The following is a 22,636-nucleotide window of genomic DNA, read 5'->3' on the forward strand; positions in this document are numbered from 1 at the left end:
CAATATCGTCAGTGTGAACGCGCCTGCGCGCGCTCCCTGATCATGTCGAGATCCTTCGGTGGCCGGTGCAGGTCGAGCCGGCGGCCGGCCTTGACGATCTGGCTCGGTGTCTCATGCTTGATCAACGCCGGCAACCGCCTGGATGCGTCCAGCAAGCGGTCCAGATCGACGCCGGTGTCGTAACCCATCAGTTGCAGGGCATGCACCACTTCTTCGGTGCAGACATTGCCCGAGGCGCCGGGTGCATACGGACAGCCGCCGATGCCGCCGAGCGACGCGTCGAAGCGGTCGGCGCCGGCATCGATCCCGGCCAGCACATTGGCCAGGCCCATGCCGCGCGTATTGTGGAAATGCAGGCTCAGTTCGGTACCGGGCCAGGCGGCGCGAAAACGCCGCGTGAGCGAGGCCACTTGGCTCGGGTACGCCATCCCGGTGGTGTCGCACAAGGTGATCCCGCCGGCGCCAGCCTCGTCGATGAAGCGCGCGCACCAGGCCAGTACGGTGTCTTCCGGCACGTCGCCTTCCATCGGGCAGCCGAACGAACACGACAGCGAGATATTGACGGCCAGCGACGCTTGCCGCGCCAGCGCCGCCACCTCGCACAGGCCCTGGAACGACTGCGCCTGCGTCATGCGCAGATTGGCCAGGTTGTGCGTGTCGCTGGCGGACATCACCAAATTGAGTTCGTCGGTTCGGCTCTCGATGGCGCGCTCGGCGCCGCGCACGTTCGGCACCAGCGCGCTGTAGATCACGCCCGGGATGCGCTCGATGCCGAGCATGACGTCCTGCGCATCGGCCAGCGCGGGGATGGCCTTGGGCGAGACGAAGGCGGTCACTTCGATCTTGGCCATGCCGGCGCGCGAGAGGCTGTCGACCAGCGCGATCTTTTCCAGGGTCGGCACAAAGACAGACTCGGCCTGCAAGCCGTCGCGCGTGCCGACTTCTTGCATGTGGATGCGGCGGCCGACGCCGTTCCAGGTATTCATGCTGTTCATGCTATTCATGCGATTACGCCTTTGCCGCGCAGGGCGGCGATGTCGGCATCGTTCATGCCAAGCTCGCGCAGCACGCCATCGGTGTCGTCGCCGAGGCCGGGCGCGGATGTGCGCACCGTGCCTGGCGTGCCGAGCAGTTTGGGCACGATGCCCGGCACCTCGAGGTCGTAGCCGTCGCGCGTGGACTGGGCCAGGATCATGTCGCGGGCCCGGTAATGCGGATCGTCTGCGATGTCCTTGGCCGTGTACACCTTGCCGGCCGGGACGCGTGCGCCGCCCAGCATCGCCAGCACTTCGGTGATCGGGCGCGTCGCCGTCCAGACGCCGATGGCGGCATCGATCTCGGCCACGCGCACGACGCGCCCGGCGTTGTCGGCCAGCGCCGGGTCGCGGGCCAGGTCGTCGCGTCCGATCACGGCCATCAGGCGCTTGAAGATACTGTCGCCATTGCCCGCGATGAGCACGTAGCCATCGTTGCAGCGATACGCGTTCGATGGCGCGATGCCGGGCAGCGCGCTGCCGGCCGCTTCGCGCACAGCGCCAAACGCGCTGTATTCGGGCAGCAGGCTTTCCATCACGTTGAACACGGCCTCGTGCAGGGCGACGTCGATCACCTGTCCTTTGCCGCCATTGACCTTGCGGTGGTACAGCGCGGTGAGTACGCCAATGGTGCCGTGCAGCGCGGCCAGCGTGTCGCCGATCGACACGCCACAACGCACCGGCACGCGCTCTGGTTCGCCGGTCAGGTGGCGCAGGCCGCCCATCGCCTCGCCGATGGCGCCAAAGCCGGGCAAGTCGCGGTACGGGCCGGTCTGGCCATAGCCCGAGATGCGCAGCATGACCAGGCCCGGATTGATGGCGGACAGTTCGTCCCAGCCCATGCCCCAGCCTTCGAGCGTGCCGGGCCGGAAATTTTCGATCAGCACATCGGCCTCGGCAATCAGCTTGCGCGCGATGTCCTGGCCTTCAGTACTGCGCAGGTCGAGCGCGATCGAGCGCTTGTTGCGCGACTGGACTTGCCACCACACCGACGTACCTTCCTTGATCATGCGCCAGTTGCGCAGCGGGTCGCCGCTGCCGGGCGCTTCGATCTTGATGACGTCGGCGCCGAATTCGCCCAGTGTCTTGCCGGCGAACGGGCCGGCAATGAGTTGCCCCATTTCGATGACGCGCACGCCGCGCAAGGCGCCGTCGGGGATGGTGTTAGTAAGGTTCATGCTGGATCTCGTCGATTGTTGTGCCCTGTCGACCCAGCATAGAGACAACGGGCCCCGCCCGTCCAACCGTTTCTTTTCAACGAGCGTTCGTCAACCGCGAACGCTCGTCATCACGCCTGCACGGTCTTCGGCAGCCCCGAGATGCGCGAGCAGCGCGCGCGTCACCGGCGAGAGCCCCTTCTCTTCGCGCACGACAATGCGCAATTCGCGCTGTGCCCACGGTTCGTCGATCTCGGCGGCCACCAGGCCAAGCGGCTGGCCGATGGCAAGAAACACTTCGTGGGGAATGACGCCCAGGCCCATCCCCACCTGCGCCATGCGGCACACGGCGTCGAAACCGGGCACGTGGATGCGGGTTTTCAATGGCCGGCCCGCGCCACGTGACGCCAGGTGCATGCGCTTGTTGATCGAGCTGTCCGCATGCAGGCCCACGTGGTCGAAGTCGAGCGTGTCGGAGAATGGCACGCGGGGTCGCCCAGCCAGCGCGTGGTCGTGGCGCATCACCAGCACGATGCGGTCGCGCCGGTAAAGAAAGCTGTGCAGCGCGCGGGTATCGGTGTCGCCCGAGCAGATGCCGATATCGGCGAAGCCATCCTCGACGCCCTTGACGACGTCGCCGCTGGGCCGCTCTTCCAGGTCGAGCCTGATCTGCTCGTGCAGCTCGAGAAAGCCGCGCAGGTCTTCGGGCAGAAATTCGACGATGGCCGACAGATTGGCCACCATGCGCACATAGCCGCGCAAGCCCTGGGCGTGCTCGGCCAGCTCCTGGCCGATCTTGTCGACGCTGAGCAGGATGCGGCGCGCGTGCGTCAGCAGCGATTCGCCGGCCGGGGTCAAGCTCATGCCGCGCGCGGTGCGCACCATCAGGGCCACGCCCAGCGCAGCCTCCATCTCGGTCACCCGCTTGCTGGCGGCCGAGACGGCAATCGTTTCGCGCCCGGCGGCGCGGGTGAGTGAACCCTCTTCGTGGATGGCCAGGAACAGCTGCAGGCTGGTGAGATCAAGCCTTCTGAGAATATTGTTGAGTGCCATCGACGACGCTGGTACAGACAGTGACATGGGGGTCACGACTGTATCAGTTCTTCTCAGGCCAGGATGTTCCCGACTTTGGCCGCGCCCGCCAGGTGCCAGACGCGTTCAGACACGGCGCGCATCTCGGCCTCGCTCGCCGCCTCGCCGAACAGCGCCAGGCGCAGCGCTTTCTGTTCGAGTTCCGGGCGCGACAACGTGTTGCCGGGATCGCCCTTCGGTTCATCGACCCGGCCTGTGAGGCACCGGCCATCGGTGGTCTCGACGGTGACCTTGCCGATCCAGCGCGCCGGATACGCGTTGTCGACCTCTTCGTCGAGCGCCATGCCCACCTTGCCGCGAAACGCCGCGATCGGCGCCGCATTGAAGCTGGCGTCAAACTCGGTGAGACCGGCCACATCGTAATGCGCGATCAGGCCGAGCACCGTGCCCATCGAGAACTTGGCCTGGTGCACGGTCTGCGGATCGACGACCGCGCCCAGCACATCGATCGCACCCTGGTGCACGTGCGCGACGACGCGCGCGATCTCGTCCGGCTTCAGGCCGTGGCTCTTGATTACTTGCTGCAAGGCGTCGGCGGCCGGATGCGTGTGGCGGCACGACGCGTGGAACTTGAAGGATGTCTCGGCCAGCGCCCAGCGCTCGCCCAGGCGGTCGGTCAGTTTGGCCGGATCGGCGTCGCTCGACATGCCCGCTGCCATGCCCTGCGCGCCGTCAAGGATGCGGCGCGCGCCGGTAAAGCCGTCCTGCGCCAGGTAGGCCGCCATCAAGCCATTGGCTGCGGCGCCGGCCGTGTGGAGCTGCTTCGAGTCGGCGGCGTCGCGCAAGAATTCCCACAGGCCCGCCGCCTGCGTGCCGGCCGAGCCGAACGCGTGCAGCATCTGCTCGGGCGTGAGCTTGAGCAAGTGCCCCGCTGCTGCCGCGGCGGCCAGCGTGCCGGCCGTGCCCGTCGTGTGGAAGATGCGGTAGTGCGAGCGGCCCAGGAATTCGCCGACGCGGATGCCGACCTCGTAGCCGGCCACGGCGGCCGTGAGCAGGTCTTGTCCGCTGGCGCCGATCGATTGGGCGACGGCCAGCGCGGCCGGAAACACGACCGCCCCTGGATGGAAGACCGAGCCGTTGTGCACGTCGTCCTGTTCGGCGACGTGCGAAGCGGCCGCATTGACCATCGCCGCGAACATCGGCGTGGTGGTGCGGCGCGAGATCAGTACTTCGCAGGCGCCGCTCGCCGGGCCCATCGTTTGCGCGAAGCGGTCGATGGTTTGCACGGGCCGCGACGTCGCCCCGGCCAGCGCCGAGCCGATCCAGTCGAGGAACAGGTCTTCGGTGCGCATGCGCACGGCGTCCGGAATCTGCATGTAGCGCAGGGATGCTGCGAAGGTGGCCAGTAACTGGCTTGGATGTCCGTGATCAACCATCAGTCTCCTCGTTTTCTCGATGTATTGCTCCGGCATCATAGAGAGTAATAGACGATCAGGAGAAATAGAAATAATTGATACCAGCATCATATCGCAGCATCATTCAGTGCTGCAGCGGTCAGCGCGGACGCGGTTCCAGCTTCGGCACGGGCGGCAGTGTCGCCCCGTGCGCCTTGATGTTCGACAGCAGCAGCCGAACCTGCGTACCCCAGCCGCCGATCAGGACATCGGTCTTGCCGTCGCCGTCGAGGTCGCCCTTGCCCATGCTCCAGCTGCGCCCGACCGTCACGCCTGGCAGCACGTCGGCCGTCACGTCGGTAAATTTTCCCTTGCCATCGTTCTGCCACGCCCGTGGCTGCAGCGGCACGAAGCCCGGCACCTGGATCGCGCCCACCAGCAGATCGGGCGCGCCGTCGCCATTGAAGTCGACAACGGTACCGGCCCAGCTCGAGAACGTGTGCGCCGGCAGCCGCGCGGCGGTCTCGTCGCGGTAATTGCCCTTGCCATCGTTGACCAGCAAGCGCGTCTGCGGATCCTTGTCCCAGCCAAAATTATTGCTGGTGATATTGAAGAACACGATGTCGAGCTTGCCGTCGCCGTTTACATCGAGCGCTTGCACGTCGCGCGTTTCCATCGGCTTGACCAGTTGCAGGCGGTCGGAGGCATCGGTGAAGCGGCCCTTGCCATCATTGATCAGGAGCCGGTTCGGCAACGCCGGGCTGGCCAGCACAAGGTCAAGGTCGCCATCGCCATCCATGTCGGCCAGCACCACGCCTTCGGTCTGGTCATTGGTATCGGGCAGATGCGTACGCGACGCGTCGATGAAGTGGCCGGGCCGGGCCGGATCGTTCAGGAACAGCAGGTTTTTTGCGCGCACGATCGGGGCATTCGGCGCGTGGCCGGTCTCGCCCGTGCTGCCGATGAAGATGTCCGGCCGGCCATCGCCGTTGACGTCGCCCACGGCCAGGCCATTGCCCTGGCTGCCGGCCGGAAGGCGCTCGCTGGCGTCCGTGAAGCCGCCCTTGCCGTTGCCCAGATAGAGCTGGTGGAATTCGTCCGACTCGGCCACGAACACCACGTCCATATGGCCGTCGCCATCGACATCGGCGGCGCGCACGTGTTCGCTGTCGTGCATGCGGGTGCCGAAGGCATCGGGGATATAGCGCAGCTTGCCGCCGCCGTCGTTGCGGTACAGGCGGTTCACGCCGTGCTCGACCGAGATGACCACGTCGAGGTCGCCATCGTGATCGACGTCGATGAAGACGGAATCGGTCGCGTGCAGGCTGGGCGCGAGCGGCACGTTCGGGCCGGTGGCATCGACCCAGGCTGAACCCGGTGCTTCGGGAATCGGCGAGAAGGCATCGCGGGCTGGATCCCGGTGCGCGCCGGATGGCGCGGCGCAGCCGGCGATTGCGGCCGCCAGCGTCATGATGGTCAGTGGTGTGGCAAGGCGCGATCGGGTGCGTTCGGGCATGGGTTCTCGTGGCAGGAATCAGTCGGAACGCCCATTTTACGGCGCATGCGCAACGCCATACAGCAACGCAAGCTGCGGCCGCTCTTGCGCACCTGCCCGGCGCTGCAGGTCAAGCTGAACGTCGACAATACCTTCGTCGACATCGTCGCGGCGTTGCACGGCCAGTGATGCTGATCGAGCCATCAAGTGGTGATCGAAGCGCCTCGGCTTGATGTACATCAGTGACGACCGGGCACGGCACGCAGTAAGGTCAAAGACCGTCTAACTTCCTTCAATCAAATGGCCTTCACTCACGCGACATATCACCCCAAACTTGCTGCGAGGATGGCCTGCGCCGCCTTCCTGATGTGGTCGATGTCTGCTGCCGGCGCGGCGCCCACGAACAATGCGTGCCAGGCGCCGCGCCCGGCCAATGCCACTCCCTCTACCGCGCCGTGGCTGGCGGGCGACGGCGCACTGGCGCGCGCGGCGCTGCAATTGCTGGCCACTGCGCCGACACACGGCCTCGACCCGCGCCGCTATGGCGTCGACGACCTGACCGGCCGTCTTGCCGACCCGGGCGGTGAGACAGCGGCATTCGCGCGCGACCTCGATGCCGCCATGGTCCGGTATCTGTGCGATCTGCATGGTGGGCGCGCCGCTGGGGCGCTACGCGTATCGGCCGCCACGGACAATGGCTTCGACCCGTTGCAGCGCCTGGACAGCGCCCGCGATGCGCCAACCCTGGCGGCTGCGGTGGATGCCGCCGCGCCCGCGATTGCGCTCTACGGCCGGGTCAAGGCGATGCTGGCACGATACCGGGAGCTGGACCGCCTGGCGCCGGCGTGGCCCGCGCTGCCGCCGCCAGTCAGCAGCGCCATCCGTCCGGGTGAACCGTATGCCGGCGCGGCGCAATTGCACGAACGCCTGCAACGACTGGGCGACCTGGATGCAGCTGCGGCCTACAGTGGCGACGGCCTGTATGCACCGGCGCTGGCGGACGCGCTGCGGCGCTTCCAGGCCCGGCACGGCCTCGAGGAAGACGCTGTGCTTGGCCCCGCCACCTTCACTGCATTGTCGGTGCCGCCGACGCACCGCATCGCGCAGCTCGCGCTGACGCTCGAACGCCTGCGCTGGCTGCCGGCGTCGTCGACACCGGGCCGCGTCATTGCCGTGAACGTGCCCACCTATCGTCTGTGGGCATTCGACACCACGGACAATGCCGCCGCGCCGGCGCTGGAAATGCGCGTCATCGTCGGCGCGCGCGGCCGCACGGCCACGCCCTTGTTCATCGGCTCGATGCGCCACCTGGAATTCGTTCCGTACTGGAACGTCCCGAGCAGCATCATGCAAGGCGAGATCATGCCGAAGCTGGCGCGCAACGCGGCCTACCTGCAGCAGAACGACATGGAACTGGTGGGCGCGGACGGCCGGGTGCTGCGTGTTGCCGCCAGCGAGGCGCTGGCCCGCCTGCGCGCCGGCGGTGCCCGGGTCAGGCAGCGCCCGGGGCCGCAGAACGTGCTGGGAGACGTCAAGTTCGCCATGCCCAACCCGATGAATATCTACCTGCATTCCACGTCGGCCAAGGAACTGTTCGGGCGCACGCGCCGCGACCTGAGCCATGGCTGCATCCGTGTCGAGCAACCGGCCACGCTCGCGCAATTCGTGCTGGCCGATCGGCAGCAATGGGGTGGCGCGCAAGTGGCCGCTGCCATGAATGCGGGCCGCAACCGCACCGTCAAGCTCGCCACGCCGGTGCCCGTTGTGCTGTTTTACGCCACTGCGCTGGTCGATCGTCAGGGCCGGGCCTTGTTCGCGCAAGATATTTATGGGCGCGACGCGGCGCTGATCGAGGCGCTGGGGCTGGAGTGAACGGTGCCTGCAAGGCGCGGATACGCGCCGCGTTTCATTCGTGCGATGCAGACGCAACAGGCTCGAGCGCCCTGACCGGTTGCGCCGCGCGCACCGGATACAGCGACAGCGCCAGCGCGCACAGGGCCAGCATGCCGCCAGCCGGCGCGATCCAGGTATAACCCAGGCCCATGCTGAGCACCGCGCCGCCCACCAGCGCGCCCAGCGCGTTGCCAAGATTGAAGGCACCGATATTCACCGACGACGCCAGCGCCGGCGCATCGTGCGCCTGCTGCATCACGCGCATCTGTACCGGCGCGGCCACGCCAAACGTGGCCGCGCCCCAGACCAGTAGCGCGATCGTGGCCCCGGTGTGCGTGACGGCGACGAACGGAAACACGAAACTCACCAGCGCCAGCACGATCAGGAAACCTGCGAGCGTGCCCTTGAGCGACTTGTCGGCAAGGCGGCCGCTGATCGCATTGCCGATCGTGAAGCCGATGCCGATCACCACCAGCATGGCGGTGACGAAACCGGCCGAGGCCGCCGTCAGTTCTCCCAGCACGGCGGCGATATAGGTGTACAGCGTGAACATGGCGCCGGCGCTGAATGCGGTCGTCAACAGCGCGTTGAGTACGGCGGGCCGCAGCAGCACGCGCAGTTCGGCCCGGACGTCCGGGCGTGGCTGCGCTTCGCCGCGCGGCAGCGCCCAGTAGACGGCGGCCATCGCCGCCAGTCCGAGCGAGGCAGTGGCGCCAAACGCGACGCGCCATCCCACCGCATTGCCAAGCCAGGTGGCGGCCGGGACGCCGCCGATATTGGCCACCGTCAGCCCCATGAACATGGTCGCCACCGCCGCCGCGCCACGGCCCGGCCCCACCATGCTGGCCGCCACCATCGCCCCCAGGCCGAAGAACGCGCCATGCGACAGGCTCGTGACCAGACGCGCGGCCAGCAGCGTGTAGTAGCCGGGCGCGACCGCCGAGAGCAGGTTGCCGATCACGAACAGCGCCATCAGGCCGACCAACGCGTTGCGGCGCCTTACCGCGCTGAGAAGTAACGTGATCAGCGGCGCCCCGAGCATCACGCCGGCCGCATACGCGCTGATCAACATGCCGGCGGCGGGAATCGACACGTTCAAGCCGGCGGCAATCGCCGGCAGCAGCCCCATGGGGGCGAATTCGGTGACGCCGATGGCGAAGGCGCCAAGCGACAACGCCAGTAGACGGTAGTTCATATTGGATCCTGCGCGTCGTTAATATCTTAGCAAATATACCTGTTCACCATATCGCCTGCAACGTCGGCCTCTTCCGTGCGTGCGTGGGGGCATATCGCTGTTCCCACCTTCCCGGTAATGAGATATCATTATCAATAAGAATCCAAACACTGTCGGGTCGACGGGTCTACCTGCGCGCGCCCGTTTGACGAGAGACCCCATGATCAACATCGACCACCTGACCAAACGCTACGGCGAGCGCGTCGTCGTCAACGACCTCAACCTGCATGTCGAAGCGGGCCAGGTCTATGCGCTGCTCGGCCCGAACGGCGCCGGCAAATCCACCACGATTGGCTGCCTGCTCGGCTTCGTCAAACCCGACGCCGGCCGCATCACGCTGGCCGGCTCGCCGCTCATGCCGGCCAAGGCCGCCATCCAGCACGCCGCCTACATCGCCGAAAACGTCGCCCTGTACGACCGCCTGACCGGTGTGGAGAACGTCGACTTCTTCATGCGCCTGCTGGGCCGCCGGCTCGCGGCAAAGGAGATCGAAGCCCTGCTCGAACGCGTGGGCCTGCCGCAGCACGCCTGGCACCGCCAGGCGCACGGTTACTCGAAAGGCATGCGCCAGAAGGTCGGCATCGTCATGGCGCTGGCCAAGGGCGCGCGCGTGCTCGTGCTCGATGAGCCGACGTCGGGCCTGGATCCGGAAGCAAGCGTTGCCTTCGGCACCCTGATCCGCAGCGTGGCCGACGACGGCGCGGCCGTGATCATGGCCACCCACGACCTGCTGCGCGCCCAGGAACTGGCGGACCGCTGCGGCGTGCTGGTGGGCGGCCATCTGGTGAGCGAATGGAAACTTGGAGAACTGAATGCAGGCGAACTCGAACGCAATTACCTCGACAGCCTTGCCGCCCGGAGTTCAGCAAGTGCGTAATCTCGTGTGGCGACAAGCCTTCATCGGCGCCTGGCAGGCCGACTGGCGCGAGCGCCGACGCGACTGGCGCGTGGCCCTCGTGCTGACACTGGGCCTGACGCTGGCCGCGTGCGCGGCGCTGCTCGCCTCGCTCGACCTGGACCGCACCCGCTCGGCGCGCGCCGTGGCGGCTGCGGCAGAAGCCGAGCGCTGGGTGCATCAGGGTAGCAAGAATCCCCATTCCGCCGCCCACTATGGCGTGTACGCGTTCAAGCCGCTGCCGACGCTGGCGGCGATCGATCCCGGCATCGAGCAGTATGTGGGCTCGAGCATCTGGCTCGAAGCGCACAAGCAGAACGACATGGTGTACCGCCCCGCCGCCGACAGCGCGGGCGCCGATCGCCAGTTCCGCCTGAGCCCGGCCCTGGTGCTGCAGGTGCTGGCGCCGGCCGCGATGATCTTCCTGGGCTTCGGCATGTTTGCGGCCGAGCGCGAGCGCGGCATGCTGCCGGCGCTGCGCCTGAATGGCGCGCCGCTGGGCGCCATTGCCGCCGCGCGCGGCGCTGTCTTGCTGTGCCTTGCCCTGACGATGTCGCTGCCCGGCATCGTCGCCATCGTCGCCCTGAAGTGGCATGCCGGCGGCGGCGAGCCGGTGGCCGATCCCGGCCTGCGCGCACTGCTGTTTGCCGGCGGCTATCTCGTCTACCTGACCATCTGGGCTGCACTGATCACCGCTGCGTCGGCCTATGCGGCCACGATGCGCGCCAGCCTGGCGCTGCTGGTCACGCTGTGGACGGCGTTGACGCTCGTGCTGCCGCGCGCCGCCGTCGAACTGGCGCAATCGGCCGCGCCGCTGCCGTCGGCGCAGGCGTTCCGGCAAGCCGTCGACGAAGAACTCGGCATGCCCGACGATCCGGCGGAAGCGGAGCGCCACAAGCAGCAACTGTTCACCCAGTATGGCGTCGACAATGTCGCCGACCTGCCCGTCAACTGGTCGGGCATCAGCCAGCTGCGCAGCGAAGCGCATGGCGACGCCGTCTTCGATCGCCACTACGGCCCGCTGTTCGCGGCCATGGCGAGCCAGGACCGCGCCATCGCCCTGGCCGGGTGGCTGTCGCCCGCCGCCGCGATCGCCGGGCTGTCGAGCCGGCTGGCGGCCAGCGACAGCGCCAGCCACATCGAATTTCTGCGCGCGGCCGAGACCCATCGCCGCCTGATGCAGAACCTGCTCAACAGCGACCTGGCGCGCAACCCCGACCGCGATGGCGTCAAGTACCAGGCCAATGAGGCCCTGTGGCGCAGCATTCCACCGCTGGCCTTTGCCTACGGCGCGCTCGATGTGCGTGACGTGATCGTGCGCTGGGTGCTGCCGCTGCTCACGCTGCTGGTGCTCAGCATCGGCCTGGCCGCCGCGTCGCTGCGCCGCCTGCGCATCGGGAGCGTCAAATGATCCGCACCCTCGCACTGATCCGTTTCGACCTGCGCGCGCTGCTGCGCGAACGCGGCACGCTCCTGCTGCTGGCGGCGTCGCTCCTCTTGGGCCTGTACGGCCTGTTCGAAGGCGCCCGTTTCCAGCAACACACCCAGGCGGCGCACCAGGCCGCTTCGTCTCAAGAGACCGCGGCACGCACCGCAGCCAAGGACCTGGCGACGCGCTACTTCGCGCAGCCGGATGCGCCGGAGTTTGCCGGCCTGCTGTATTACCGCACGCCGGTGGACGTGCGCGGCTACGCCTTCCGCGAACACGTCGGCTTTGCCGCCATGCCCGCCCTGCCTGGCGCGGCGCTGGCGATCGGCCTGGCCGACATCCAGCCGGCCTACGTGCGGGTACGGGCCGAATCGATGGAATCGGTGCGCACCGCTGCCGAAATCGAACACCCAGCCCGGCTCGCATCGGGCCGCTACGACCTGATGTTCTTCGTCGTCTACCTGTGGCCGCTGATCCTGTTGACGCTGACGGCCTCCGTGCTCACGCAGGACCGCGAAAGCCTGCGGCTGCGCAGCCTGCTATTGCAGGGTGTCGGCACCGGGCGCATCCTGTTTGTGCAAGCCGGCGTGCGCGGTCTGATCGCCACGGCGCTGTTGATCGCGGCCGTCGTCGGCGGCGCGCTGCTGCTGGGCGCCGTGCCGTTCGATGGCGCCGGCATTGGGGCGCTGGCCCGCTGGGCCGGGATTGTGCTGCTGTACTCGGCGTTCTGGAGCGGCGTGGGGATCGCGGTGTGCGCGGCCTGCGCCAACCGCATGAGCGCCGCCTTTGCCGGCTTCGGCCTGTGGCTGCTGTTCGCGATCGTGATTCCCGCCGCGCTCGACGCCGTCACCCGCATCGCGGCGCCGGTGCCGCCACGCGAGCGCTATGTGCAAGCCATGCGCGATGCGCTCGACCAGGTCAATGCCGACCAGGCCGGCAGCCTGGCGCGCTTCTACGACAGCCATCCCGAATGGAAGCCCAGGCGCACCGCGCCAGGCGCTGTCGCGTCGAGTGTGTCGCGCCTGCACCGGGCCCAGGAAATCGACCGCATCATGCTGGGCGTCGAGCGCGAGTTCGTGGGGGCCGAAGACGCGCGCGCCGCCTTCTTCACCCGCATGAGCGTACTGAGTCCCGTGAGCCTGGCCAATGCCGCCCTGGCCGACGCCGCCGGCAACGACCGCGCGCGCCACCGCCGCTTCATCGGCGACGTGGCGCGCCACCAGGGCCGCTTGCGCGACTGGTTCCAGGACGCGATCCAGCGCGCGGCGCTGGGTGACGAGCAGGCGCCGTGCGCCCGCACCTGCCTGGGCGGCTATGGCTTCCGCGACTTCGATGCGGTGCCGCGCTTTGTCGCCTCGCCCGCTTTGGCGCTGGCGTCCGGCATGCCGGCGCGCACCTGGACGCTGCTGGCGTGGGCCTGCGCCTTCGCCATCCTGGCATGCATCGCGCTTGGCCGCGAGCGCAGCCGGCAGCGCCGCTGAAATTTTTTATCCTGTCATCCACCGTGGAGTATTGATCTTGCAATCCGTCACCCGTTTTACCCCGCTGCGCGCCATCCCCCGCGCCGTCATGCTCACCTGCGCATTCACTGGCGCTGCCATCGCGGAGGAGGATGCGCCACGGCCGCCATCAGAAGCGCAGGTCGTCGAAGTCAAAGGCCAGCGCGACGACGACGAACGACTGGCCCCTGGCCTGGGCGCCAAATCACTCCCCGGCAGCGTGACCACGGTGACCGCCGAAGATCTCGCCACGCTCGACATCGGCCGCGACATCTCGAACGTGTTCCGCCGCGTGCCGGGCGTGGTCGCCAACAATATCGACCAGGGCGACACCGGCAACGGCTTTCGCATGCGCGGCTTCGCCACCCAGGGCACGCACGGCGCCGACACCGCCATCTACATCGACGGCGTGCCGCAGAACATCCCGTCGAGCCAGGGCGGCGCTGGCCACGGCCCGGCCTTCCTCGAATGGATGACGGGCGACATGATCGACACCTTCGACGTCATCAAGGGCCCGGTCTCCGCGCTGTTCGGCGACCAGAACCGCGCCGGCTCGGTGGCGATCCGCACCCGCGAAGGCGGCGCGGCCACGCCATCGAGCGCCACGGTGACGGTGGAAAGCCATGGCGGCCGGCGCGGCTCGCTCGTGCTGTCGAACGATTTCGGCCGTGTCCGTTCGCTGGTGATTGCCGACCGCTACAGCCTGGACGGCTTCCGCCACGGCGCGGCGCTCGATCGCAGCAATCTGTTCTGGAAGCTGTCGACCACTATCGGCGACGGCGTCTACAGCCTGCGCGCCACCTATTACAAGTCGGACTATGCAGGCGCCGGCTACCTGTCGCTGCCGGCCATGGAAGCGGGCCTGGTCGATCCGCACGACACGATGTTCAACCTGCCGGGCTTTGGCGACGCGCACCGCAAGACGCTCGTGTTCAACCGCCGTCCGGCGTCCGGCGACGCCGGCTGGTTCGCCACGGCCTACGCCGAGGACTTCGCCCGCAGCCGCGCAATCCAGACCAGCACCACGCTGCACACCTATGGCTACGACGAGCGTGATATTTTTGGTGCGCGCGGCGGCAATACCTGGACGGTCGGCGAGGCCGGCCTGCTGACGATCGGCGCGGAAGCGCGCAAGGACAAGGGCGATGCGTTCCGCCAGCAATACCGCAACCTGCAGCCGACCGCCAACTATGTGAACAACCAGGACCTCGACCTGTTGACCTACGGCGCGTTCATCCAGGGCCAGTACCGCATCCTGCCAACGCTCAAGCTGCATGGCGGCGCGCGCTATGACCGCTTCGACTACGACCTGGTCAACCGCAAGCTGCCAGCCGCATCCACCGATTACAAGGCCTCGGTGGTCACGCCGAAATACGGTGCGATCTGGAATGTGCTGCCCGCCGTGGCGCTGTACGCCAATATCGCGCAGGGCTTCCGTTCGCCGGCCGCCGAGCAGATCAGCACCAGTGGCAGTCTCGGCCCGCTCGGCGCGCCCGGTGGGCGCAGCAATCCCGGCATCGAGCCGAGCCGCGTGCGGTCGCATGACATTGGCTTCAATGCGCGACCGCTGGACGGCCTGAGTGTGTCGGGCGCCTGGTACTACATCCAGAACGAGGACGAGATCATCAACACGGCGCCGGACGTGTTCGTGGCGTCGGGCCAGACCACGCGCCGCGGCATCGAGCTCGATCTGCGCTACGAGATCAGCAGCGCGTTGAACACTTACCTGAGCTACGGCCGCATCCTGCGCGCGCAGCTGGACAACCCGGCGCCCGGCGCGGGTGCGCGGCTGTCGGTGCCGGAAGACACATGGAAAGCCGGCGTCCAGTACCGCACGGCGATGGGCCCGGGCCGGCTGTCGCTCAGCGGCGACGTGTATGTCACGGCCGGCAATCCCTACTACATGGGCACGCCGCTGTACGAACGCAACATGCCGACCTACGTGCGCTACGACATGAAGGCGACCTACGACCTGGGCAAGTATCAGGGCGCGCTGTTCGCCACGCTGCAGCCGCACAAGTTCGCCAGCGATATCGCGTATGGCACGGCGGGTGGATTGCTGGTGACGACGGTGCCGCAGGCCACGGCCGGGGCGTCGCTGCGGTATTTCTTCTGAATATTGACAGGACCAAGCAATTAACTAACTAGTTAGTTATAATTCTCCGCAATCGATTGATGATCGTTTTCGGAGAATTTGGATGAAGAAAAATACGACCCAGCCCCCGGCGGCATTGAAAGCCGGGAGCATCTTGCTGGGGTTGGTCATGCTGGCCACCGGCCTGTTCTTCGCTGTCGGCGGCGCGAAGCTTGCGATCCTGCACGGCAGCCTGTACTTTTTGATCGCCGGCATCGTCATCGTTGCCGCGGCGATCCAGTTCATGCGCGTCAAGCCGTCTGGCGTCGTCGTCTACGGCGTGGCCTTCGTTGGCACCGTGGTCTGGGCGCTGGCGGACGCGGGGCTCGATTTCTGGCCGCTGGTGTCGCGCCTGATGCTGCCTGCCGGCCTGATGGTGCTGGCGCTGCTGGCGTGGCCGTCGCTGCGCAAGGCAGCCGGCGCCGGCGGTGCCAGCGCGGCAAACAAGGCTGTCTATGGCGCCGCCGCCGTGCTGGCAGTCGCGATGGTCATTACCTTCATCCAGATGTTCCAGCCGCACCCGAGCGTGCCCTTCAAAGGCACGCCCACGGCGCTGGTGCCGGTCGCGAAAGGCCAGGAACAGAAAGACTGGAGCCACTACGGCAACACCGCAGGGGGCAGCCGTTTCGCGGCGCTCGACCAGATCACGCGCGACAACGTCAAGGATCTGCAGGTCGCGTGGACCTTCCATACCGGCGACACCCCCATCAGCCCCACCGGCAATGGCGCCGAAGACCAGCAGACGCCGCTGCAGATCGGCGAGCGCGTGTACCTGTGCACGCCGCATAACAATGTGATCGCAATCGATGCCGACAGCGGCAAGAAGCTCTGGGAGCGCGACATCAATGCGCAGTCCCAGGTCTGGAACCGCTGCCGTGGCCTGGCGTACTTCGACGCCGCCGCCCCACTGGCGCAGCCGAGCGTGGCAGGCGCCACGCAGGTGATGCCGGCCACGGTTGCCGCAGGCGCCAACTGCCAGCGCCGCATCCTGATGAATACCATCGACGCGCGCCTGGTCGCGATCGACGCCGACAGCGGCGCCATGTGCGAAGGCTTCGGCAACAATGGCGTCGTCGACCTGAAAGCGGGCCTGGGCGCCGCCGCCGATCCGATGTACCAGCTGACGTCGGCGCCGACGGTCGCAGGAACCACCGTCGTGGTGGGCGGCCGCGTGGCGGACAACGTCCAGACCGACATGCCGGGCGGCGTGCTGCGCGGCTTCGACGTCATCACCGGCCAGATGCGCTGGGCGTTCGACCCGGGCCATGACGATCCGAACGCACGCCTGGAACCTGGCCAGACGTACGCGCGCAGCACGCCCAATTCGTGGGCGCCGATGTCGTACGACGCCGCCATGAACACGGTCTTCATCCCGATGGGCAGTTCGTCGGTCGACCTGTGGGGCGGCAAGCGCACGCCGCTGGACCATCGCTATGCCACGTCGATCCTGGCGCTCGACGCGACGACCGGCAAGGAAAAATGGGTGTACCAGACGGTCCATAACGATCTGTGGGACTTCGACGTGCCGATGCAGCCGAGCCTGATCGACTTCCCCGGCAAGGACGGCGCGACCACCCCGGCCGTCGTGTTCGGCTCGAAGTCCGGCCAGATCTTCGTGCTGGACCGCATGACGGGCAAGCCGCTCACCCGCGTCGAAGAGCGCCCGGTCAAGACGGCCGGCATCTTCCAGGAGCAGTACTCGCCAACCCAGCCGTTTTCTAGCGGCATGCCGCAGATCGGCGCCGACACACTCACCGAATCCGATATGTGGGGTGCGACGCCGTTCGACCAGCTCGCGTGCCGCATCAGCTTCAAGTCGATGCGCTACGAGGGCTTGTTTACAGCCCCCGGCACCGACGTCTCGCTCAGCTTCCCCGGCTCGCTGGGCGGCATGAACTGGGGCAGCCTGTCGACCGACCCGAACCACCACGTCATCTTCGTCAACGACATGCGCCTCGGCCTGTGGGTGCAGATGATCCCGCAGAAGGCCGACAGCGGCCCGGCCAGCAATGGCGGCGAAGCAGTCAACGCCGGCATGGGCGCCGTGCCGCTCAAGGGCACGCCGTATGCGGTCAACAAGAACCGCTTCATGTCGCCGCTGGGCATTCCATGCCAGAAGCCGCCGTTCGGCTCGCTCTCGGCGGTGGATCTGAAGACGCAGAAAGTGCTGTGGCAAGTACCAGTTGGCACGGTGCAGGACACGGGCCCGTTCGGCGTCAAGATGCGCATGCCGATGCCGGTCGGGATGCCGACGCTGGGCGGCACCCTGGCCACGCAGGGCGGCCTGGTGTTCATCGCCGGCACCCAGGATTACTACCTGCGCGCGTTCGACAGCGCGACGGGCAAAGAAGTCTGGAAAGCGCGCCTGCCGGTGGGCAGCCAGGGCGGACCGATGAGCTATGTGTCGCCGAAGACCGGCAAGCAGTACGTGCTGATCTCGGCGGGCGGCGCGCGCCAGTCGCCGGATCGTGGCGACTACGTGATCGCGTATGCGCTCGAGCGCTGATCGTTACAACGGACCGGAAATACTGATGCAAGCCAATCACAGAACCAGCATGGCGACTGCCGGCTACCTTGCCCTGCTGGCAATCACCTCAGTCGCCCCGGTGGCCGCACTGGCGCAGGAGCGCGGCGTGCCGGCTGCGGCAACGGTGCCGGCCGCGGCGACGCCGGCGCCGGCGCCGGCGGCCGGCGCGGCCACCCTCACCGGCGACTGGGGCGGCGCGCGCACGCGCTACCTCGATGCCGGCGTGACCTTCCGGGGCGACTACGTCTCGGAAACCTTCGCCAACGTCAGCGGCGGCCTGGCGCGTGGCACCGCCTATGCCCAGCAGCTGCGCGTGGGCGCAGACTTCGACATGGAGCGCATCGCGGGCTGGGCCGGCACGATGCTGCACGTGACGGTCAACGACCGGCGCGGCACCGGCATCTCATCGGACTACATCGGCAACCGGCTGCCGGTGCAGGAAGTCTACGGCGGCCTGTACACGCGCCTGAGCGAGGCCAGCATCGAGCACAACCTGCTCGATGGCCAGCTCAATCTGCGGCTCGGCTACTTCGCCATGGGCAATGATCTTGGGGGCATGGCCCTCGGCACCCAGTTCGTGAATGCCGCGTTTTGCGCGCATCCGCTGTCGCAATCGGGCAATAGTGGCTGGTACAACTATCCGAATGCGCGCTGGGGCGCCGCCATGCGCTACCGGCTGCGGCCGGACCTGCTGGTGCGTACCGGCGTGTTCCAGAACAATCCGCGCCTGGGCGAAGAACACAATGCGTTCAAGCCGTTTGCGTCGGGCACGATCGGCACGGTGCTGCCACTGGAGCTGGAGTATGCACCCGGCAGCGCGCCCGGCGGCACTGCCCTGCCCGGTCATTACAAGCTCGGCGTGTTCTACGATACGGCGCGCGCGCAGCGCCAGGGTGACACCGGCACGGTAGGCCAGCGCTATGGCGCCTATCTGCTGGCGGACCAGATGCTCGTGCGTGACCAGCATACCGGCCGCAGCCTGGCCGTGTTCGGCCAATTCACCGCCCATCCTCGCGCGTCGGCCCAGATCACGCGCTGGTATGCGGCCGGCCTGGTCAAGACCGGCACCTTTGCCGGCCGCGATGCCGATACGCTGGCGCTGGGCGTGGTGCATGCCAGACTGAATCCGCGCCTGCGCGCGAATGCGGTGGCCGCCAGTCTCGCCGATGGTGAACCTGCAGCGCTGCCTGCCGGCGAAACCGTGATCGAGCTCAGCTACGGCGTGCAGCCGCTGCGCTGGCTCGGAGTGCGCGCCAGCATCCAGTACATCGCCGATCCCGGTGCGTTTTCGGTTCGTTCGACCCCGGATGCGATTGCGCTTGGCACCCAGCTCAGGATTGCGTTCTGAACGGACGGTCAGGCTGAGCGCACTGAACGCAGGATGGTGTCGATCACGGAAGCGCGGCGCGCGGCGTGCACCTCGCGCGCGCCCAGGTCACGGTCGAAGATGAAGCTGAACGTGTGGCGGTTCGACACGTTGTAGAACGACAGCGCGCTGATTGACATGTGCAGGTCGACCGGGTCGACGTCGGCCCGGAACACGCCCTCGTCCACGCCGCGCCGGCACAGACGCGCCAGCACCGTGATGGCCGACTGGTTGATTGCGCGCAGCTGCGGAATCTGGCGGATGTACTCGCCCTGGTTGATGTTCTCGGCCATCACCATCCGGATGAACTCGGGATGCGCCGCATGAAAGTCGAAGCTCGCGCCCACCAGCTTGCATAACGCGGGCTCGGCCGCGAGGGCCTCGTCGATATCGAGTTCGCCCTCGATCTGGCGAAAGCGCCGGTAACTCTCTTCCAGCGCGGCCACGTACAAGCCGTCCTTGCTGCCGAAATGGTAGTAGATCATGGCCTTGTTCAGGCCGCTCTCGGCCGCGATGGCGTCGATGCGGGCGCCGCTCAGGCCCAGCCTGGAAAATTCGTGGAGCGCGACATCGAGGATTCGGGTGCGGGTGTTGTCCTGCTCGGCCTTGCCGGGAACGGCCTTCGATCTGCTCGCTTTGGTCATCCCATTATTTTAAACGATCGTGTCATGGCGGCGCCTCCAGGTTCCACGCAGCCATCGCATGAGTGAATTTCATTGATTCATTAGAAACGATCGTTTTTATTCAATCGACAAGCCAAGCATAATGTGTGGACTGGGCCTGGCATGCAGTGCTCCTCACCTCCCCACACCAGACGACGACGACCATGGATTTTAAGTTTGCAATCAAGACAGTCCGCTTCGACGAGCATTACCGCCCGTCGGACGGCACGCGCATCACCACCAACTTTGCGAATCTGGCCAGGGGCGAACAGCGCCAGGACAATCTGCGCAAAACACTGCGCATGATGGACGCGCGCTTCAATGCCCTGGCCCACTGGGACAACCCGGAAGGCGACCGGTACGCGCTCGAACTCGATATTGTCTCGGTCGAGATGGATCTGGGCGCCGAAGGCAATGGTGATGCCTTTCCATTGATTGAAATACTGAAAACCACGATCGTCGATCAAGAAACGGGCGCGCGTATCGAAGGCATTGCAGGCAATAATTTTTCGTCGTATGTCCGCGATTACGATTTCAGCGTGCTGCTGCTGGACCATAACAAGGATCGCCACGAATTCGGTATTCCGGCCAATTTCGGCGACCTGCACGGGAAGTTGTTCAAGGCCTTCCTGGGCTCGACGGTGTATCGCGAGAATTTTGGCAAACCGCCCGTCATCTGCCTGAGCATTTCAAACAACAAGACCTACCATCGCACCGAGAATCAGCATCCCGTGCTGGGTGTCGAGTACCAGCAAAATACAGCGTCGCTGACCGACCAGTATTTCAGCAAGATGGGATTGCAGGTCCGGTATTTCATGCCGCCCAACAGCGTCGCGCCGCTGGCATTTTATTTTTTCAGCGACCTGCTCCGTGATTACACCAATCTCGAACTGATCGGCACCATCAGCACGATGGAAGCCTTTCAAAAAATTTACCGGCCCGAGATCTACAACGCCAATTCGGCAGCGGCAAAGTGCTACCAACCGACATTGCAGCACCAGGATTATTCACTGACGCAGATTGTGTACGACCGGGAAGAGCGCGGCCAACTCGCGGTCAAGCAGGGAAAGTTTGCTGAGGAACATTTTATAAAACCGTACCAGCTGATCCTTGAGCAATGGTCGGCCAATTACATTCCCTGATTACCAGAAAATTCACCATGAAAAAACTGTTGCCCACTTCAACTGCCGGCAGCCTGCCGAAACCGGCCTGGCTTGCACAACCCGAAACGCTGTGGTCTCCCTGGAAACTGCAAGACGACGAGCTCGCCGAGGGCAAGCAGGATGCGCTGCGCCTGTCCCTCGACGACCAGCAACAGGCAGGCATCGACATCGTCAGCGATGGCGAGCAAACCCGCCAGCATTTCGTCACCACGTTCGTCGAGCACCTGAGCGGCGTCGATTTCGAGAAGCGCGAAACCGTCAGAATTCGCAACCGCTACGACGCGAGTGTGCCGACGGTCGTCGGCGCCGTGAGCCGGCCGACATCGGTATTTGTCGACGACGCGAAGTTCTTGCGCGGGCAAACCGACAAGCCGATCAAATGGGCCTTGCCCGGCCCCATGACGATGATCGACACGCTGTATGACAGCCACTATAAAAGCCGCGAAAAGCTGGCCTGGGAATTTGCGAAGATCCTCAACCAGGAAGCGCGCGAACTCGAAGCGGCCGGGGTCGACATCATCCAGTTCGACGAACCAGCATTCAATGTGTTCTTCGATGAGGTGAACGATTGGGGCATCGCCACGCTGGAACGAGCGGTCGAAGGTCTCAAATGCGAAACTGCGGTGCACATTTGCTATGGCTACGGCATCAAAGCCAATACAGACTGGAAAAAAACGCTGGGGTCGGAGTGGCGCCAGTACGAATCGATCTTCCCTCAGCTGCAACAATCCAGTATCGACATCATTTCGCTGGAATGCCACAACTCGCATGTTCCCATGGAATTGATGGAACTTATTCGCGGCAAGAAAGTGATGGTCGGCGCGATCGACGTGGCAAGCGACATCATCGAGACGCCGGAACAGGTCGCCAACACACTGCGAAAAGCGCTGCAGTTCGTCGATGCCGACAAGCTCTGCCCATGCACGAACTGTGGCATGGCGCCGTTGTCGCGTCGCGTCGCAAGGGCCAAGCTCAATGCCCTGAGTGCGGGTGCGGAGATTATCCGAAAAGAACTGTCGTCGTAGCGGGCGATCGATGGTCCTCGCGTTGGATGGCGGACGCCACCTTGACCGATATTGCACCTACGAACGCCGAAGCGATCCCGGCGATACCGCCGCTATATTGCGTGCCATATGGACGCATGCCTCGGCGACACTCAGCTGTCTCGCACGTTCATGCCAAGGCTCAGAACGTCATCTCGATCAAGCGCGCCTTGATCGCCGGCAGGTCGAGGATGTGGCTCGCGGCCTGGCCACTGAGACAGCCAAACCACGCACCATCGGCGGCAAGCCTGACAATGTTCAGTGACGCCTCGGCATCGGTCTCGGCATGGCGCACCAAGCGCCGCGCCAGCCAGGCATGCCAGCGCGCAGCAATGTCCGTTTCGGTCGTCAGCGAACCAAGCAGGGCTGACCAGGCACGCGTCGTGGCGTCGTCCATCGTGAGGGCCGCCTGGACATAGGCGCGGGTAAAGCTGCCTCGTGGCACCTCATCGGCAGCGATCAATACGTCGAGAGCAATATCGAGTTCGCGCATCAATTCGTCGACCATCGCATCGACCAGCGCTTGCTTGTTGGCGAAATGATGAAACAGGGCGCCCTTGGTCACGCCCGCCGCCGCCGACACGCCTGCCACCGTGACCGCAACCACCCCCTCGCTTGCAGCAATCGCCGTGGCACAGTCGAGCAACGCACGACGCACCGCGACGGGATCCTTGCGACG

Annotated in this window: 18 protein-coding genes; 10 read left to right on the forward strand and 8 right to left on the reverse strand. The window is 66.1% G+C overall.

The features are described from left to right. Window positions 1–8: 8 nt before the first annotated feature. The 5 genes from AB2N08_RS04425 to AB2N08_RS04445 form a co-directional block, all read right to left on the reverse strand. Complete coding sequence (locus tag AB2N08_RS04425; RefSeq protein ID WP_367609446.1) at window positions 9–995, reverse strand: hydroxymethylglutaryl-CoA lyase; 987 nt, start codon at window positions 993–995, stop codon at window positions 9–11. 5 nt (window positions 996–1,000) lie between these two features. Then, window positions 1,001–2,212: a CaiB/BaiF CoA transferase family protein gene (locus AB2N08_RS04430; RefSeq protein ID WP_367609397.1), complete on the reverse strand. Its 1,212-nt coding sequence runs from the start codon at window positions 2,210–2,212 to the stop codon at window positions 1,001–1,003. Window positions 2,213–2,302: 90 nt separating this feature from the next. After that, window positions 2,303–3,244: a LysR substrate-binding domain-containing protein gene (locus AB2N08_RS04435; protein WP_367609447.1), complete on the reverse strand. Its 942-nt coding sequence runs from the start codon at window positions 3,242–3,244 to the stop codon at window positions 2,303–2,305. Between the two features lie 53 nt (window positions 3,245–3,297). Continuing rightward, on the reverse strand, window positions 3,298–4,662 hold the full coding sequence (locus AB2N08_RS04440; RefSeq protein ID WP_370662396.1) for an MmgE/PrpD family protein: 1,365 nt from the start codon (window positions 4,660–4,662) through the stop codon (window positions 3,298–3,300). Window positions 4,663–4,777: 115 nt separating this feature from the next. Continuing rightward, window positions 4,778–6,133, reverse strand: a complete 1,356-nt coding sequence (locus tag AB2N08_RS04445; RefSeq protein WP_367609400.1) for an FG-GAP repeat domain-containing protein — start codon at window positions 6,131–6,133, stop codon at window positions 4,778–4,780. 45 nt (window positions 6,134–6,178) lie between these two features. On the opposite strand from AB2N08_RS04445, the gene AB2N08_RS04450 reads away from it, so the two are divergent. Both AB2N08_RS04450 and AB2N08_RS04455 read left to right on the forward strand, forming a co-directional pair. Beyond that, window positions 6,179–6,301 carry a hypothetical protein gene (locus AB2N08_RS04450; RefSeq protein WP_367609401.1) on the forward strand — a complete coding sequence of 41 codons (123 nt, stop codon included), beginning with the start codon at window positions 6,179–6,181 and terminating at the stop codon, window positions 6,299–6,301. Between the two features lie 177 nt (window positions 6,302–6,478). Continuing rightward, a complete protein-coding gene (locus tag AB2N08_RS04455) occupies window positions 6,479–7,984 on the forward strand; it encodes a L,D-transpeptidase family protein (RefSeq protein ID WP_367609403.1) in 1,506 nt (501 codons plus the stop codon). Between the two features lie 34 nt (window positions 7,985–8,018). Here AB2N08_RS04455 and AB2N08_RS04460 read toward each other — a convergent pair whose 3' ends face one another. Further along, window positions 8,019–9,200, reverse strand: coding sequence for an MFS transporter (locus AB2N08_RS04460; protein WP_367609404.1), 1,182 nt, complete (start codon window positions 9,198–9,200; stop codon window positions 8,019–8,021). 199 nt (window positions 9,201–9,399) lie between these two features. Here AB2N08_RS04460 and AB2N08_RS04465 point away from each other — a divergent pair, with 199 nt between their 5' ends. From AB2N08_RS04465 to AB2N08_RS04490, 6 genes are all read left to right on the forward strand, one after another. Beyond that, complete coding sequence (locus AB2N08_RS04465) at window positions 9,400–10,116, forward strand: ABC transporter ATP-binding protein (protein WP_367609406.1); 717 nt, start codon at window positions 9,400–9,402, stop codon at window positions 10,114–10,116. Next, window positions 10,109–11,545: a DUF3526 domain-containing protein gene (locus AB2N08_RS04470; protein WP_367609408.1), complete on the forward strand. Its 1,437-nt coding sequence runs from the start codon at window positions 10,109–10,111 to the stop codon at window positions 11,543–11,545. Before AB2N08_RS04465 ends, AB2N08_RS04470 begins: the two co-directional genes overlap by 8 nt. Beyond that, the gene (locus tag AB2N08_RS04475; RefSeq protein ID WP_367609410.1) at window positions 11,542–13,044 is read left to right on the forward strand and encodes an ABC transporter permease; all 1,503 of its coding nucleotides are present in this window, start codon (window positions 11,542–11,544) and stop codon (window positions 13,042–13,044) included. The genes AB2N08_RS04470 and AB2N08_RS04475 overlap by 4 nt, the downstream gene beginning before the upstream one ends. Before the next feature lie 37 nt (window positions 13,045–13,081). Continuing rightward, window positions 13,082–15,178, forward strand: a complete 2,097-nt coding sequence (locus AB2N08_RS04480) for a TonB-dependent receptor (RefSeq protein ID WP_367609412.1) — start codon at window positions 13,082–13,084, stop codon at window positions 15,176–15,178. An 82-nt stretch (window positions 15,179–15,260) separates the two neighbouring features. Beyond that, on the forward strand, window positions 15,261–17,702 hold the full coding sequence (locus AB2N08_RS04485) for a glucose/quinate/shikimate family membrane-bound PQQ-dependent dehydrogenase (protein WP_367609413.1): 2,442 nt from the start codon (window positions 15,261–15,263) through the stop codon (window positions 17,700–17,702). A 25-nt stretch (window positions 17,703–17,727) separates the two neighbouring features. Continuing rightward, window positions 17,728–19,071 (forward strand): carbohydrate porin, encoded by a 1,344-nt coding sequence (locus AB2N08_RS04490; RefSeq protein WP_367609414.1) that lies wholly within the window; start codon window positions 17,728–17,730, stop codon window positions 19,069–19,071. Window positions 19,072–19,079: 8 nt separating this feature from the next. Here the strand turns inward: AB2N08_RS04490 and AB2N08_RS04495 are convergent, their stop codons facing one another. Beyond that, window positions 19,080–19,733: a TetR/AcrR family transcriptional regulator gene (locus AB2N08_RS04495; protein WP_367609415.1), complete on the reverse strand. Its 654-nt coding sequence runs from the start codon at window positions 19,731–19,733 to the stop codon at window positions 19,080–19,082. Between the two features lie 182 nt (window positions 19,734–19,915). Here AB2N08_RS04495 and AB2N08_RS04500 point away from each other — a divergent pair, with 182 nt between their 5' ends. Then, window positions 19,916–20,893 carry a DUF1852 domain-containing protein gene (locus AB2N08_RS04500; RefSeq protein WP_367609448.1) on the forward strand — a complete coding sequence of 326 codons (978 nt, stop codon included), beginning with the start codon at window positions 19,916–19,918 and terminating at the stop codon, window positions 20,891–20,893. Between the two features lie 17 nt (window positions 20,894–20,910). After that, window positions 20,911–21,939 (forward strand): methionine synthase, encoded by a 1,029-nt coding sequence (locus tag AB2N08_RS04505; protein ID WP_367609416.1) that lies wholly within the window; start codon window positions 20,911–20,913, stop codon window positions 21,937–21,939. A 160-nt stretch (window positions 21,940–22,099) separates the two neighbouring features. On the opposite strand, the gene AB2N08_RS04510 is transcribed toward AB2N08_RS04505, so the two are convergent. Next, window positions 22,100–22,615, reverse strand: coding sequence for a TetR/AcrR family transcriptional regulator (locus tag AB2N08_RS04510; protein WP_367609418.1), 516 nt, complete (start codon window positions 22,613–22,615; stop codon window positions 22,100–22,102). Between the last annotated feature and the right edge of the window lie 21 nt (window positions 22,616–22,636).

This window comes from Massilia aurea (assembly GCF_040790145.1).
Classification (GTDB): domain Bacteria; phylum Pseudomonadota; class Gammaproteobacteria; order Burkholderiales; family Burkholderiaceae_D; genus Telluria; species Telluria aurea_C.

What these genes read in the sequence shown, in the direction of transcription:
- AB2N08_RS04425 (WP_367609446.1), bottom strand. Translation starts at nt 995, where the DNA reads ATGAACAGCATGAATACCTGGAACGGCGTCGGCCGCCGCATCCACATG.
- AB2N08_RS04430 (WP_367609397.1), bottom strand. Translation starts at nt 2,212, where the DNA reads ATGAACCTTACTAACACCATCCCCGACGGCGCCTTGCGCGGCGTGCGC.
- AB2N08_RS04435 (WP_367609447.1), bottom strand. Translation starts at nt 3,244, where the DNA reads ATGGCACTCAACAATATTCTCAGAAGGCTTGATCTCACCAGCCTGCAG.
- AB2N08_RS04445 (WP_367609400.1), bottom strand. Translation starts at nt 6,133, where the DNA reads ATGCCCGAACGCACCCGATCGCGCCTTGCCACACCACTGACCATCATG.
- AB2N08_RS04450 (WP_367609401.1), top strand. Translation starts at nt 6,179, where the DNA reads ATGCGCAACGCCATACAGCAACGCAAGCTGCGGCCGCTCTTGCGCACC.
- AB2N08_RS04455 (WP_367609403.1), top strand. Translation starts at nt 6,479, where the DNA reads ATGTGGTCGATGTCTGCTGCCGGCGCGGCGCCCACGAACAATGCGTGC.
- AB2N08_RS04460 (WP_367609404.1), bottom strand. Translation starts at nt 9,200, where the DNA reads ATGAACTACCGTCTACTGGCGTTGTCGCTTGGCGCCTTCGCCATCGGC.
- AB2N08_RS04465 (WP_367609406.1), top strand. Translation starts at nt 9,400, where the DNA reads ATGATCAACATCGACCACCTGACCAAACGCTACGGCGAGCGCGTCGTC.
- AB2N08_RS04475 (WP_367609410.1), top strand. Translation starts at nt 11,542, where the DNA reads ATGATCCGCACCCTCGCACTGATCCGTTTCGACCTGCGCGCGCTGCTG.
- AB2N08_RS04485 (WP_367609413.1), top strand. Translation starts at nt 15,261, where the DNA reads ATGAAGAAAAATACGACCCAGCCCCCGGCGGCATTGAAAGCCGGGAGC.
- AB2N08_RS04490 (WP_367609414.1), top strand. Translation starts at nt 17,728, where the DNA reads ATGCAAGCCAATCACAGAACCAGCATGGCGACTGCCGGCTACCTTGCC.
- AB2N08_RS04495 (WP_367609415.1), bottom strand. Translation starts at nt 19,733, where the DNA reads ATGACCAAAGCGAGCAGATCGAAGGCCGTTCCCGGCAAGGCCGAGCAG.
- AB2N08_RS04500 (WP_367609448.1), top strand. Translation starts at nt 19,916, where the DNA reads ATGGATTTTAAGTTTGCAATCAAGACAGTCCGCTTCGACGAGCATTAC.
- AB2N08_RS04505 (WP_367609416.1), top strand. Translation starts at nt 20,911, where the DNA reads ATGAAAAAACTGTTGCCCACTTCAACTGCCGGCAGCCTGCCGAAACCG.